Here is a 14,886-nt window from a genome sequence, read left to right on the forward strand (position 1 = left end):
TCAGGCCGCCTTCTTTTCGGTTTCAGCTTCGGGCTTCTTTTCGGCCACGACGATGGTCAGGTGGCTGAAGAACTTCTCGATGCGGGCCGAACGGCCACGACCACGCGCGTGGAAACGACGCATCACGATCGACTTGCCCACCTCTGCACGGGCAACGACCAGCTGGTCAACGTCCAGCTGATGGTTGTTCTCGGCATTGGCGATCGCACTCTCCAGGGTCTTCTTGACCTGCTGGGCGATGCGACGCTTGGAGAATGTGAGGGTGGCGATCGCCTGTGCGGCCGGCTTGTTGCGGATCAGGCCCGCAACAAGGTTCAGCTTGCGCGGGCTGATGCGGATGTTCCGCGTCAGCGCCTGCGCCTCGGTTTCCGCGAGCGTGCGCGGATGCTTAGGCTTGCTCATGTTCAGCCCCGCTTCGCTTTCTTGTCCGAAGAATGACCCGTGAAGGTACGGGTCGGTGAAAACTCACCGAACTTGTGCCCCACCATGTTCTCGGAAACCTGCACGGGCAGGAACTTGTGCCCGTTATAGACGCCGAACGTCAGTCCGACGAACTGCGGCAGGATGGTGGATCGACGCGACCAGATCTTGATCACTTCGTTACGGCCCGACGCGCGCGATGCATCGGCTTTGTTCAGCAGATACCCGTCCACGAACGGGCCCTTCCAGACGGAACGTGCCATCTTAAATGCCCCTTACTTGCCGGTCTTCCGGCGACGGATGATCAGACTGTCCGTACGCTTGTTGACCCTGGTCTTGTAACCCTTAGTCGGCTTGCCCCATGGCGTAACCGGATGACGCCCACCCGAAGTGCGTCCTTCACCACCACCATGCGGATGGTCAACCGGGTTCATGACAACACCACGGTTGTGCGGGCGGCGGCCCAGCCAGCGGTTGCGGCCGGCCTTGCCCAGGTGCTGGTTCATGTTGTCCGGGTTGGACACGGCGCCGATGGTCGCCATGCATTCCGCGCGGACAACACGCAGTTCACCGGACTGCAGCTTGATCTGGGCATAGCCCACATCCTTGCCGACCAGCTGGGCATAGGTGCCGGCCGAACGGGCGATCTTGCCACCGCCACCGGCCTTCAGCTCGATGTTGTGGATGATCGTGCCCACCGGAATCGCGGCCAGCGGCATCGCGTTGCCCGGCTTGATGTCGGCGCGCGCGCCAGCAACAACCTGGTCACCCGCCTTCAGACGCTGCGGCGCGATGATGTAGGCCAGTTCGCCATCCTCGTACTTGACAAGGGCGATGAATGCCGTGCGGTTCGGGTCATATTCCAGGCGTTCCACCGTGCCGACCACATCGAACTTGCGACGCTTGAAATCGACATAACGGTAGGACTGCTTGTGTCCGCCACCGATAAAACGCGAGGTGGTGCGACCGTGGTTGTTACGGCCGCCGCTCTTGTTCTTCCCCTCGGTCAGGCCCTTGACGGGCTTGCCTTTCCACAGCTCCTTGCGGTCGATCAGAACCGTTCCGCGCAGGCTGGGGGTAACTGGATTAAAGTGCTTCAATGCCATTTCTTGTCACCCCGCGTCAGACCAGCTTCGCGGTCAGGTCGATGGACTGACCTTCAGCAAGCTGGACAAACGCCTTCTTCACATCCGAACGCTGGCCGGGACGTCCCTTGAAGCGCTTGGCCTTACCCTTCTGGATGAGCGTGTTCACACCCAGAACCTTCACACCAAACAGCGTCTCGACCGCTACCTTGATCTCCGGCTTCGTGGCGCTGATCGCGACCTTGAAACCGACCTGATTCTTCTCGGACAGGGCCGTCGCCTTTTCCGTGATCAGGGGGGAGCGGATGATGTCATACATCGCTTCCCGGGACATGCGTTCCGCCTTCTTGCGGATTGCCAGGATATTGGTCATGCCAGACGCTCCTTCAGACCCTCAACGCCTGCGCGGGTGATGGCCAGCACATCGTGGTTCAGGATGTCATAGACATTCGCACCGATGGTCGGGAGAATGTCGATTTTCGGCAGGTTGCGCGCGGCACGGCCGAAGTTTTCCTCCACGGCGGCATCCACGATCAGTGCGGATGTCCAGCCCAGGACCTTCAGCTTCTTGGCCAGTTCCGCGGACTTGCCCGAGGCGGTCGCCGCATCCAGCACCACCAGCTTGCCCTCGGCCGCCTTCTGCGACAGCGCGAAAATCAGGCCCAGGCGACGCACCTTCTTGGGCAGGTCATAGCCATGGTCGCGCACGACCGGACCATGGACCACACCACCCGTGCGGTACTGCGGCGAACGCAGCGAACCCTGACGGGCGCTGCCGGTGCCTTTCTGGCGGTACGGCTTCTTGGTCGTGCCGGAGATTTCTCCCATGCCCTTGACCTTGTGCGTACCAGCGCGGCGCTTTGCAAGCTGCCAGTGCACCACACGCGCCAGAATGTCCGGACGCGGCGTTGCGGCGAAAATCTCGTCGGGAAGGCTGGCGGTACCTGCGCTTCCGTTATCGAGGGTTTTGATCTCGTAATCCATTGCCCTCTATCCTCAGCCAGCAGCCTCAACCAGGGCCGCCGGATACGGCGCCTCGGCATGACGGGCCTTCTTGATCGCATCACGAACCAGAACCGTCTCATTCTTTCCGCCCGGCACGGAGCCGCGGATCATGATGAGGTTCTTTTCGGCGTCGACAGCCGCAATCTCCAGGTTCAGCGTGGTCACACGCTCGGAACCGAGATGGCCAGCCATCTTCTTGTTCTTGAAAACCTTGCCCGGATCCTGGCGGTTACCCGTGGAACCGTGCGAACGGTGACTGATCGAGACACCGTGGGTGGCTTCGAGACCGGCAAAGTTCCAGCGCTTCATCGCGCCGGCAAAACCCTTACCCTTGCTGGTGCCGGTAACGTCCACCTTCTGCCCCGCCACGAAATGGGCGGCGGACAGAGAAGCCCCGACTTCCAGGACGGCATCATCCGCAACGCGGAATTCAGCCAGCTTCTTCTTGGGCTCGACCTTGGCCTTGGCGAAATGGCCGCGGTTCGGCTTCGACACATTTTTGACCTTGGCCTTGCCCGCGCCGAGCTGAACGGCCGTATAGCCATCCCGTTCGGTTGTACGGACATCAACCACCTGCAGATCATCCACCTGCAGGACAGTCACCGGCACATGTGTGCCGTCTTCCTTGAACAGCCGGGTCATACCCAGCTTCTTTGCGATCAATCCGGTGCGCATCGTCTGGACCTTAGAGTTTAATCTCGACATCCACGCCAGCGGCGAGGTCGAGTTTCATGAGAGCGTCCACGGTCTGCGGGGTCGGCTCGACAATGTCGAGCAGCCGGCGATGGGTCCGAATTTCGAACTGCTCGCGGCTTTTCTTATCCACGTGGGGGGAGCGGTTTACGGTAAACCGTTCAATATGCGTCGGCAGCGGGATAGGACCCCGAACCCGCGCACCCGTACGCTTCGCCGTATTGACGATCTCCTTCGTGCTGTTGTCTAGCACCCGATGATCGTACGCCTTCAGGCGAATGCGGATGTTCTGGTTGTCCATCTTTCTGTTTCAGTCCAACTTTACCTGATTCGGGGGAACCCGATCCGCAATGGAAACCCGGCCGGATTGCTCCGACCGGGATGCCACAGTTCAGTTACTGTCCAATCACGCGGTGATGGAAGCAACAACACCTGCACCAACGGTGCGGCCACCTTCGCGGATAGCGAAGCGCAGGCCTTCGTCCATGGCGATCGGAGCAATCAGCTCCACATCCATGGCGACGTTATCGCCAGGCATGACCATTTCCGTGCCTTCGGGCAGGTGAACGACGCCGGTGACGTCGGTCGTGCGGAAATAGAACTGCGGACGATAGTTGGTGAAGAACGGCGTGTGACGGCCACCCTCTTCCTTCGTCAGGATGTAGGCTTCCGCCTTGAACTTGGTGTGCGGGGTGATGGAACCCGGCTTTGCCAGCACCTGGCCACGCTCGACGTCTTCACGCTTCGTGCCACGCAGCAGCGCGCCGATGTTGTCGCCCGCTTCACCGCGATCAAGCAGCTTGCGGAACATTTCCACGCCGGTCACGGTCGTCTTCTGCGTCGGACGCAGGCCAACGATCTCGATTTCGTCGCCAACGTTCACGGCGCCACGCTCGACACGGCCCGTCACCACGGTGCCACGGCCCGAGATGGAGAACACGTCTTCGATCGGCATCAGGAACGGACGGTCGATCGGACGCTCCGGCTGCGGGATGTATTCGTCAACGGCGTTCATCAGGTCCAGGACGCGGTTTTCACCGACTTCCGGGTCACCATCTTCCAGCGTCACCAGGGCGGAACCCTTGATGATGGGGATATCGTCGCCGGGGAACTGGTAAGCGGAGAGCAGCTCGCGCACTTCCATCTCGACGAGTTCCAGCAGTTCCGGATCGTCAACCTGATCAACCTTGTTCAGGAACACGACCAGTGCCGGCACGCCAACCTGACGGGCAAGCAGGATGTGCTCGCGGGTCTGGGGCATCGGGCCGTCAGCAGCGGACACCACCAGGATCGCGCCGTCCATCTGCGCGGCACCGGTGATCATGTTCTTCACGTAGTCGGCGTGGCCGGGGCAGTCGACGTGTGCGTAGTGACGCTTGGCGGTCTCATACTCGACATGGGCGGTCGAGATGGTGATGCCACGGGCGCGCTCTTCCGGCGCGGCGTCGATCATGTCGTATGCCTTGAATTCGGCACCGCCGGACTTCGCCAGCGTCTTGGTGATAGCAGCGGTCAGCGAGGTCTTGCCGTGATCGACGTGACCAATCGTGCCGATGTTGCAGTGCGGCTTATTCCGCTCAAATTTAGCCTTTGCCATCGTTTTCTCCGTTAACTCGGCCTCGTGCCAAGAGTCGGGTTGGAAAGTTCCGTTTCGGAAGCCGGGCCGGTAGATAAACCGGCCTGACCGCCTTTACCAGCGGTAATGACTGAATGCCTTGTTGGCTTCTGCCATGCGGTGCGTGTCCTCGCGCTTCTTGACCGCGGCGCCACGATTGTTGACGGCATCAAGAAGTTCGTTCGACAGGCGGTCCTGCATGGTGTTCTCGCCCCGCTTGCGCGACGCGTCGATCAGCCAGCGGATGGCCAGCGCCTGACGGCGCTCGGCCCGGACTTCGACCGGAACCTGGTAGGTCGCACCACCAACACGGCGGGAACGCACCTCGACAGCCGGCTTCACGTTATCCAGCGCACTGTGGAACATGACCACGGGGTCCGCAGCTGCACCACCACGGCGACGCAGCACCTCAAGGGCGCCATAGACGATCCCTTCGGCTGTGGACTTCTTGCCGTCGTACATCAGGGCGTTCATGAAACGCGTAATGACGACATCACCAAATTTCGGATCGGGAAGAATCTCGCGCTTTACTGCGCGATGACGGCGACTCATGCCTCGTTATTCCTTTTACTTAGGACGCTTCGCGCCATAGAGCGAGCGACGCTGACGACGCTTGGCGATACCCTGGGTGTCCAGAACGCCGCGCAGGATGTGATAACGCACGCCAGGAAGATCCTTAACGCGACCACCACGGATCAGGACAACGCTATGTTCCTGGAGGTTATGCCCCTCACCCGGAATATAGCTCACAACCTCATACCCGTTGGTCAGGCGAACTTTTGCCACCTTACGCAGAGCCGAGTTCGGCTTCTTCGGTGTGGTTGTATAAACACGGGTACAAACGCCACGCTTCTGCGGACAACCCTGCAGTGCAGGGACCTTGTTGCGTTTGGCTGCGGGCTCGCGACCTTTCGCGATCAACTGGTTGATGGTCGGCATACGCCTTTCCCGATCCTTACAAAATTCGGCCGGCCAGCCTCATATCGGACTGCCGACTGTCGTTCACAACAAAACCCCAACGGATGACAACCATCCGTTCGGGCATCATATTTACATCCGGCCTGGGCAGCCCGATTCCCGGACTGCGGTACCGCATGCCTGCATGCTGCATTCGACGGCCAACAACGTCTTTCAGACAGGGCTAGCCGAGAGGCGCGGAACCTACGTCCAGAATGACCAGAAGTCAAGCCTTGCGCAGGATTCGCTCGCCAACCGACGGGGCAGAACCGCCATCGGAATCGGAGCACCGCTCCGTCAGGCCGCTGATACCGCCTGAATCGGATGGTGACAATAGTGCAGCACCGAATCATGCCGGATACCGCACATGCGATACCCGGCATTTCTTCCGTATTTTATTCAGCGGCCTTGGTTGTGGCCACCGCAGCGCGGGCCTGGGCCAGGCGCTGCTTGTCCTCACCTGCCGCAACGGCACGGAGCTTGTTCATGACGCTGCCCGTCCCCGCCGGGATCAGGCGGCCGACAATCACGTTCTCCTTCAGGCCGTTGAGCGTATCCTTCTTCCCTGCCGTGGCAGCCTCGGTCAGGACACGTGTCGTCTCCTGGAAGGATGCGGCGGAGATGAAGGACTGCGTCTGCAGCGAGGCCTTGGTGATGCCCTGCAGCACAGGCATGGCAGCAGCCGGACGCTCGCCCATGTTCAGGCGCTTGGTGTTTTCTTCCTCGTATTCGATACGGTCCACCGTCTCACCGATCAGGTAGGTCGTATCGCCCGGCTCAAGGATTTCCACCTTCTGCAGCATCTGGCGCACAATGACTTCGATGTGCTTGTCATTGATCTTCACGCCCTGCAGGCGGTAGACGTCCTGGATTTCGTTGACCAGATAATCCGACAGCGCCTCGACACCCAGAACCTTCAGGATGTCATGCGGCACGCGCGGACCATCGACCAGCGGATCGCCCACCTGCACGAAGTCGCCTTCCTGCACGGACACATGCTTGCCCTTGGGGATCAGGTAATCCGTCTCCTCGCCGGTCTCGTCGTTCTTGACGATGACACGCCGCTTGGACTTGTAATCCTTGCCGAATTCCACACGCCCCTCGGTTTCCGAGATGATGGCGTGATCCTTCGGGCGACGGGCCTCGAACAGTTCGGCCACGCGCGGCAGACCACCGGTAATGTCACGCGTCTTGGAGCCTTCACGCGGGATACGGGCCAGCACGTCACCCGCATTCACCTGCGCACCGTTCTCAACCGACAGCAGCGAGTCAGGCGAGAGGAAGTAGCGGGCATCGTTGCCGTTGGCCAGCTTCACCACATCGCCATTGGCGTCCTTGAGCTGCAGGCGCGGCCGCAGGTCGATCCCCTTGGAAGCCTGCTTGTAGTCAACCACCACCTTGGAGGTCAGGCCGGTCACCTCATCCATCCGCTCCACCAGGGTGATGGAGTCGATCAGGTCAAGATATTCCACCTTGCCGGGCTGCTCGGTGATGATCGGCAGGGTGTACGGATCCCACTCGGCCATCTTCTGCCCACGGGTGACCGCAGCACCATCCTCCACCAGCAGGCGGGCACCATAGGGCACACGGTAGCGGGCGCGCTCGGTTCCACGGTCATCCGTCAGCAGGATCTCGCAGTTACGCGACATGACGATGGGCACGTTCTGGCTGTTATGCACCACGTTCTTGTTGCGGATCGTCACCTTGCCGTCACGCGATGCCTCGACCATCGACTGCTCGGCGCCACGCTGCGCCGCACCGCCGATATGGAAGGTACGCATGGTCAGCTGCGTGCCCGGCTCACCAATGGACTGGGCGGCGATCACGCCCACGGCCTCACCGATATTGACGGGCGTGCCACGGGCCAGGTCACGGCCATAGCAGTGACCGCATACGCCAACGCGGCTGTCGCAGGTCAGGACGGAGCGGATCAGCAGGCTTTCGACCCCCGCCTTCTCGATCTGCTCGGCCTGGGCTTCCTCGATCAGCGTATTGCGCGGGAAGAGCACCTTGCCCGTGGCGGGATCAAGCACATCAGCCGCCAGCGTGCGCCCGAGCATACGCTCGGACAGCGATGCGATAACCTCGCCCCCGTCCATGACCGCGCGCACGGTCAGGCCGCGTTCGGTACCGCAGTCTTCCTCGACAATGATGCTGTCCTGCGCCACGTCGACCAGACGCCGGGTAAGATAACCCGAGTTCGCGGTCTTGAGCGCGGTGTCGGCCAGACCCTTACGCGCACCATGGCTGGAGGTGAAGTAATCGAGAACCGACAGGCCTTCCTTGAAGTTGGCGATGATCGGCTGTTCGATGATCTCACCCGACGGCTTGGCCATCAGGCCACGCATGCCGGCCAGCTGCTTCATCTGCGCTGGCGACCCACGGGCACCGGAGTGGCTCATCATCCACACCGAGTTGGTGGGCTTGCCGATTTCCTGCTTGGAAATCTCCTTCATCATCGCCGCCTGCACTTCGTCCGTGCAGCGCGACCAGGCATCGACCACCTTGTTGTAGCGCTCGCCAGCCGTGATCAGGCCGTCCTGGTACTGCTGCTCGAACTCCTTCACTTCCGCGGCGGTGCGGTCAACCAGTTCCTTCTTCTCGGCCGGGACGATCATGTCGTCCTTGCCGAAGGAAATGCCCGACTTCGCCGCATGGCGGAAACCAAGGCCCATCAGGCGGTCACAGAAGATCACGCATTCCTTCTGGCCGCAGTGACGGTAGACCGCGTCGATCACGTCGGAGACGATCTTCTTGGTCAGTTGCCGGTTGATCAGCGAGAACGGCAGCGCCGCATGACGGGGCAGGATCTGGGCAACCAGCATGCGGCCCGGCGTCGTGACCACCGTCGTACGCGCCGGCTTGCCGTCAGCGTCAAGCGTCTCGATCCGGGCGCGGATCTTGTCATGCAGCTTCACCGCGCCGGTGCTGAGCGCGTATTCCACTTCCCCCACGCTGGAGAAGGACGGCGCGCCCGCAACCGTCAGATGACCCTTGTCATCGTAGCTGTTCTGGTCCGGTGTCGCGCGGAATTCCGGCGTCTCGAGGCTGAGATAGTACAGCCCCAGCACGATATCCTGTGACGGCACGATGATGGGCTTGCCGTTGGCGGGGCTGAGGATGTTGTTGGTCGACATCATCAGCACGCGCGCTTCCAGCTGGGCCTCAAGGCTCAGCGGCACATGCACGGCCATCTGGTCCCCATCGAAGTCCGCGTTGAACGCGGTGCAGACCAGCGGGTGCAGCTGGATGGCCTTGCCTTCGATCAGTACCGGCTCGAACGCCTGGATGCCCAGACGGTGCAGCGTCGGCGCACGGTTGAGCATGACGGGATGCTCACGGATCACCTCTTCAAGGATATCCCACACTTCGGGACGTTCCTTTTCCACCATGCGCTTGGCCGCCTTGATGGTGGTGGCGTGACCGTATTTTTCCAGCTTGGAATAGATGAACGGCTTGAACAGTTCCAGCGCCATCTTCTTGGGCAGGCCGCACTGGTGCAGCTTCAGTTCCGGGCCGACCACGATGACCGAACGGCCGGAATAGTCGACGCGCTTGCCCAGCAGGTTCTGGCGGAAGCGGCCCTGCTTGCCCTTCAGCATGTCCGACAGCGACTTCAGCGGGCGCTTGTTCGCCCCCGTGATGGCGCGGCCACGGCGGCCATTATCGAACAGCGCATCAACCGATTCCTGCAGCATGCGCTTTTCGTTACGGACAATGATGTCCGGCGCGCGCAGTTCGATCAGCCGCTTGAGGCGGTTGTTACGGTTGATGACACGGCGGTACAGGTCGTTCAGGTCGGACGTGGCGAAGCGGCCGCCATCAAGCGGCACCAGCGGGCGCAGCTCGGGCGGGATGACCGGCACCAGTTCCAGGATCATCCATTCCGGACGGGAATCACTGTCGGCAAAGGCCTCGACCAGCTTCAGCCGCTTGACCAGCTTCTTGCGCTTGGCTTCGGATGTGGTTTCCTTCAGCTCCTGACGCAGTTCTTCCTTTTCCTGACGGCAGTCGATGCGTTCAAGGATCTTCTTGATCGCTTCGGCACCGATCCCGACCTCGATCCCCTCGTCGCCATGCTCGTCCATGACATCAAGATACTGGTCTTCGGTCAGCAGGCTGTACTGCTTGAGCGGCGACGTGCCGGGCTCCAGAACCACATAGCTCTCGAAATACAGGATCTTTTCCAGATCCTTCAGCGTCATGTCGACCATCAGGCCGATACGGCTGGGCAGCGACTTGAGGAACCAGATATGGGCTACGGGACTGGCAAGCTCGATATGGCCCATGCGCTCGCGGCGGACCTTCGCCAGCGTGACTTCCACACCGCATTTTTCGCAGATGATGCCACGGAATTTCATCCGCTTGTACTTGCCGCACAGGCATTCGTAATCCTTGATCGGACCGAATATCCGTGCACAGAACAGGCCATCACGCTCCGGCTTGAAGGTCCGGTAGTTGATGGTCTCGGGCTTCTTGATCTCGCCATACGACCATGAGCGGATCTGCTCGGCCGAAGCCAGCTGGATCTTGATCTGGTCGAAGGTCATGGCCTGGCCGCCCTGGCCAAGGATCTTCATGAGTTCATTCATGCGCCGCAAACCCCCTGAGGGAATGAAGCGGAAGCAGGCGCCGCACCTGCCTCCACTCCTGAAAGAAAAATATGTGGACCGCCGTGTACCATAAGGCCCGGATCAGGAACCGCTCTGTTCCAGGTCAACATTCAGGCCAAGGGACTTCAGTTCCTTGATCAGCACGTTGAAGCTTTCCGGAATGCCGGCTTCGAAGTCATCCTGCTCACGCACGATGGCCTCGTATACCTTGGTACGGCCCGATACGTCGTCCGACTTGACCGTCAGCATTTCCTGCAGCGTGTAGGCCGCGCCATAGGCTTCCAGCGCCCACACTTCCATCTCACCAAAGCGCTGGCCACCGAACTGCGCCTTGCCGCCCAGCGGCTGCTGGGTCACGAGCGAATAGGGGCCGATGGAGCGTGCATGGATCTTGTCATCAACAAGATGGTGCAGCTTGAGCATGTAGATGTAGCCCACCGTGGTCTTGCGCTCGAACGGCTCGCCCGTGCGCCCGTCGATCAGCTGCGACTGGCCGGACTTGTCCACACCCGCCTTGGTCAGCATCGCCTCGATATCGGGGATGGACGCGCCATCGAACACCGGGGTCGCGATCGGCACGCCCTTGCGCAGGTTGCCACACAGCTCCAGCAGCTGCGCGTCGGTCATATCACCGATCTGCTCCTCATAAACCTTGTCGCCATAGACCGACTTCAGTTCATCCAGCAGTTCCTGCCGCTTCTCGCCATGGCGCTGGTACTCATCGGCCAGCTGCGCGACCTGACGGCCGATATTGGCGCAGGCCCAGCCCAGATGCGTCTCAAGGATCTGCCCCACGTTCATGCGCGACGGCACGCCCAGCGGGTTCAGCACGATGTCAACCGACGTGCCATCCTCAAGGAAGGGCATGTCCTCGACAGGCACCACGCGGGAGACGACACCCTTGTTGCCATGGCGGCCGGCCATCTTGTCACCCGGCTGCAGCTTGCGCTTCACCGCGACGAAGACCTTGACCATCTTCATCACGCCAGGCGGCAGTTCATCACCACGCTGCAGTTTCTCGACCTTGTTGTCGAAACGTGCCTGGATCTTGGAGACGGCGGCATCGAATTCACGACGCAGCGTTTCCAGTTCCGCCATGACCTCGTCAGAGGCCACGGTGATGTTGCGCCATGCGCCACGCGGGTGCTCGGACAGGACCTCGTCCGTGATCTCGGTGCCCGAACGGATGCCCTTGAAGCCCGCACCCGCCGTCTGCCCGATCAGGTGTTCGCGCAGACGGTTGTAGAAGGAACGCTCCTGAATGGCGCGTTCGTCATCACGGTCCTTTGCCAGGCGTTCGATCTCGGCGCGCTCGATGGCCATCGCGCGCTCGTCCTTGTCCACGCCACGGCGGGAGAACACGCGCACGTCCACGATGGTGCCCGTCGTGCCCGGCGGCAGCTTGAGCGAGGTGTCACGGACATCGGATGCCTTTTCGCCAAAGATGGCGCGCAGCAGCTTTTCTTCCGGCGTCATCGGGCTTTCGCCCTTTGGCGTGACCTTGCCGATCAGGATGTCGCCAGGATTCACCTCGGCGCCCACATAGACGATACCCGCTTCGTCAAGGTTGCGCAGCGCTTCCTCACCGACATTGGGGATGTCACGGGTGATTTCTTCCTGGCCCAGCTTGGTGTCACGGGCCATGACCTCGAACTCCTCGATATGGATCGAGGTGAACACGTCATCACGCGCGATGCGCTCGGAAATCAGGATCGAGTCTTCGAAGTTGTAGCCATTCCACGGCATGAACGCGACCAGCACGTTCCGGCCCAGCGCCAGTTCACCCAGTTCGGTGGACGGGCCATCGGCAATGATCTCACCCGCGCGCACTTCATCCCCCACGCGCACAAGCGGGCGCTGGTTGATGCAGGTGGACTGGTTGGAGCGCATGTACTTGCGCAGGCGGTAGATATCGACACCCTGCGTCGCACCACCGGCATCCGTTGCACGAACCACGATGCGCGCACCGTCGATCTGGTCCACCACGCCATCACGGCGGGCAACGATGGCGGCACCCGAGTCATGCGCCACGGCCGCTTCCATGCCGGTGCCGACCAGCGGCGCGTCGGAACGCACCAGCGGCACGGCCTGGCGCTGCATGTTCGACCCCATCAGCGCGCGGTTGGCGTCATCGTTTTCCAGGAACGGGATGAGCGCTGCCGCAACGGAAACAAGCTGCTTGGGCGAGACGTCACAGGCCGTGACATCGGTCGGGGGCACCTGGCGGAAGTCACCGCCACGACGCACCGAAACCAGATCGTCCGTCAGGTGACCCTGGGCATCCTGTTTCGCGTCCGCCTGGGCGACGACCAGCTTTTCCTCTTCCATGGCGGAAAGATATTTCCAGCCATCCTGCAGCACGCCATCGTGCACCATACGGTACGGCGTTTCGATAAAGCCGTATTTGTTGACCTTGGCATAGGTGGCCAGCGAGTTGATCAGACCGATGTTCGGGCCTTCCGGCGTCTCGATCGGGCAGATGCGGCCGTAATGGGTCGGATGCACGTCACGGACCTCGAAGCCCGCGCGCTCACGCGTCAGCCCCCCCGGGCCAAGTGCCGAAAGACGGCGCTTGTGCGTGACTTCGGACAGCGGGTTGGTCTGGTCCATGAACTGGCTGAGCTGGGAGGAACCGAAGAACTCCCGCACGGCAGCCGCCGCCGGCTTGGCGTTGATCAGGTCATGCGGCATGACCGTGTCGATATCGACCGAACCCATGCGCTCGCGAATGGCGCGCTCCATGCGCAGCAGGCCAACGCGATACTGGTTTTCCATCAGTTCGCCAACGGAGCGGACACGACGGTTGCCAAGGTTGTCGATATCGTCAATCGCGCCGCGACCGTCCTTCAGTTCGCACATGATCTTGACGGTGCGCAGGATGTCTTCCTTGCGCAGCACGCGCACGGTATCCGGCACGTCCACGCCCAGGCGCATGTTCATCTTCACGCGGCCCACGGCGGACAGGTCATAACGGTCGGGATCGAAGAACAGGCCGGAGAACATCGCTTCCGCCGTCTCGGGCGTCGGCGGCTCACCGGGGCGCATGACACGGTAGATGTCGGTCAGCGCTTCCTCACGCGCGGCGTTCTTGTCCACCGCCAGCGTGTTGCGGATCCACGGGCCGTTTGCCGCATCGATGGCAAGGGTGGTCAGCGTGGTCAGGCCCTCGCCTTCCAGTTCCTCAAGCTTCTGCTCGGTCAGTTCCTCACCGGCTTCGGCATAGATCTCGCCCGTATGCTCGTTGACCATGTCCTGGGCAATGAAGCGGCCGATCAGACCGGCGGGGCCAACCAGCACTTCCTTGGTGGTCTCGGCGATCTTGCGCACCATGCGGGCGGTCAGCTTCGCGTCGGCGGGGGCGACTTCCTCACCCGTCTGGGCATCGATCAGCGGCTCGAGCAGCTTCTGGCCACGGAAGGCTTCCGCGTCGAAACGACGGGCCCAGCCCTTCTCGGTCTTGGTGAACTCGACCTTGCCATAGAAGTAGCCAAGGATCTCATCGGGGTCCATGCCCCGGATCTCCATGGATTCCACATCCCCGCCCTCGGCGGCCTTGGCGGCGCGGGCAGCTTCGGACGCGGCACCTTCCAGCGCGTACAGCAGCGTGGTAACCGGCAGCTTGCGCTTGCGGTCGATGCGGACGTAGATCAGGTCCTTGCTGTCGAATTCGAAGTCGAGCCAGGACCCGCGATAGGGAATGACACGCGCGGCGAACAGGAACTTGCCCGAGGAATGGGTCTTGCCCTTGTCATGGTCGAAGAACACGCCGGGGCTGCGGTGCATCTGGCTGACGATGACACGCTCGGTCCCGTTGATGATGAAGGTGCCGTTATCGGTCATGAGCGGCATGTCGCCCATATAGACCGGCTGCTCCTTGATATCGCGGATCGAGCGTGACCCGGTATCCTCATCCACATCCCATACGATCAGGCGCAGGATCACCTTCAGCGGGGCGGCGAAGGTCAGCCCGCGCTGGATGCATTCCTCGACGTCGTATTTCGGCTCTTCCAGCTCGTAGCTGACGAATTCCAGACGCCCGCGCCCGGCGAAGTCATTGATCGGAAAGACGGAACGGAAAACTTCCTGCAGGCCCGTCGGCGTCCGGCTGTCGGGCGCCACATTCATCTGAAGGAACGTCTCGTAGCTAGCCCGCTGCACGTCGATCAGATTGGGCATCGGAGCGACCTCGGGTATATGCCCGAAGCTCTTGCGGATGCGTTTGCGTCCCGTGAACGATTTCGTAATCGCGTTCATCGCCTATCCAGCCCCCATCCACACAGGCCCGCACGGTTGCGACACGAATGTCACACGGACTGCGCGGCCCTTGAAAATCCTTGGCGGGCCGGCCCCGACTGCCGTCCGGGCCAACCCTATCTACCACCAAAGGCGCCCGAAGCCTTGCGGCCAGGGCGCCTGTAACGGCCAAGGGGGCGGAAACCAGATGGTTTCCACCCTCACCTGAATAACTCAGCCCGGGCATACCATCACTGGCACATCC

General features: G+C 61.5%; 12 protein-coding genes. All 12 read right to left on the reverse strand.

Annotation, left to right across the window (positions count from 1 at the left end; genetic code table 11):
- Entirely contained in the window at window positions 1-402 is a 402-nt protein-coding gene (rplV, locus tag GWK63_RS11180; protein ID WP_007399624.1) for a 50S ribosomal protein L22, read from the reverse strand.
- Between the two features lie 2 nt (window positions 403-404).
- A complete protein-coding gene (gene rpsS, locus GWK63_RS11185) occupies window positions 405-683 on the reverse strand; it encodes a 30S ribosomal protein S19 (protein WP_007399623.1) in 279 nt (92 codons plus the stop codon).
- A gap of 12 nt (window positions 684-695) precedes the next feature.
- Window positions 696-1,526: a 50S ribosomal protein L2 gene (rplB, locus tag GWK63_RS11190; RefSeq protein ID WP_034933189.1), complete on the reverse strand. Its 831-nt coding sequence runs from the start codon at window positions 1,524-1,526 to the stop codon at window positions 696-698.
- Window positions 1,527-1,542: 16 nt separating this feature from the next.
- Window positions 1,543-1,839, reverse strand: a complete 297-nt coding sequence (locus GWK63_RS11195; RefSeq protein ID WP_172157796.1) for a 50S ribosomal protein L23 — start codon at window positions 1,837-1,839, stop codon at window positions 1,543-1,545.
- A 35-nt stretch (window positions 1,840-1,874) separates the two neighbouring features.
- Window positions 1,875-2,489 (reverse strand): 50S ribosomal protein L4, encoded by a 615-nt coding sequence (rplD, locus tag GWK63_RS11200; protein WP_007399620.1) that lies wholly within the window; start codon window positions 2,487-2,489, stop codon window positions 1,875-1,877.
- Window positions 2,490-2,501: 12 nt separating this feature from the next.
- Window positions 2,502-3,185, reverse strand: a complete 684-nt coding sequence (rplC, locus tag GWK63_RS11205) for a 50S ribosomal protein L3 (protein WP_034933191.1) — start codon at window positions 3,183-3,185, stop codon at window positions 2,502-2,504.
- 10 nt (window positions 3,186-3,195) lie between these two features.
- Complete coding sequence (gene rpsJ, locus GWK63_RS11210; RefSeq protein ID WP_007282720.1) at window positions 3,196-3,504, reverse strand: 30S ribosomal protein S10; 309 nt, start codon at window positions 3,502-3,504, stop codon at window positions 3,196-3,198.
- A 105-nt stretch (window positions 3,505-3,609) separates the two neighbouring features.
- Complete coding sequence (gene tuf, locus GWK63_RS11215; RefSeq protein WP_007399618.1) at window positions 3,610-4,800, reverse strand: elongation factor Tu; 1,191 nt, start codon at window positions 4,798-4,800, stop codon at window positions 3,610-3,612.
- Between the two features lie 93 nt (window positions 4,801-4,893).
- Complete coding sequence (gene rpsG, locus GWK63_RS11220; protein ID WP_007399617.1) at window positions 4,894-5,370, reverse strand: 30S ribosomal protein S7; 477 nt, start codon at window positions 5,368-5,370, stop codon at window positions 4,894-4,896.
- A 15-nt stretch (window positions 5,371-5,385) separates the two neighbouring features.
- Complete coding sequence (rpsL, locus tag GWK63_RS11225) at window positions 5,386-5,757, reverse strand: 30S ribosomal protein S12 (protein ID WP_003621118.1); 372 nt, start codon at window positions 5,755-5,757, stop codon at window positions 5,386-5,388.
- 413 nt (window positions 5,758-6,170) lie between these two features.
- On the reverse strand, window positions 6,171-10,367 hold the full coding sequence (gene rpoC / locus GWK63_RS11230) for a DNA-directed RNA polymerase subunit beta' (protein ID WP_034933195.1): 4,197 nt from the start codon (window positions 10,365-10,367) through the stop codon (window positions 6,171-6,173).
- A gap of 102 nt (window positions 10,368-10,469) precedes the next feature.
- Window positions 10,470-14,642, reverse strand: a complete 4,173-nt coding sequence (gene rpoB / locus GWK63_RS11235) for a DNA-directed RNA polymerase subunit beta (RefSeq protein WP_007399612.1) — start codon at window positions 14,640-14,642, stop codon at window positions 10,470-10,472.
- Window positions 14,643-14,886 lie beyond the last annotated feature (244 nt).

This window comes from Komagataeibacter rhaeticus (assembly GCF_011611525.1).
GTDB lineage: Bacteria > Pseudomonadota > Alphaproteobacteria > Acetobacterales > Acetobacteraceae > Komagataeibacter > Komagataeibacter rhaeticus.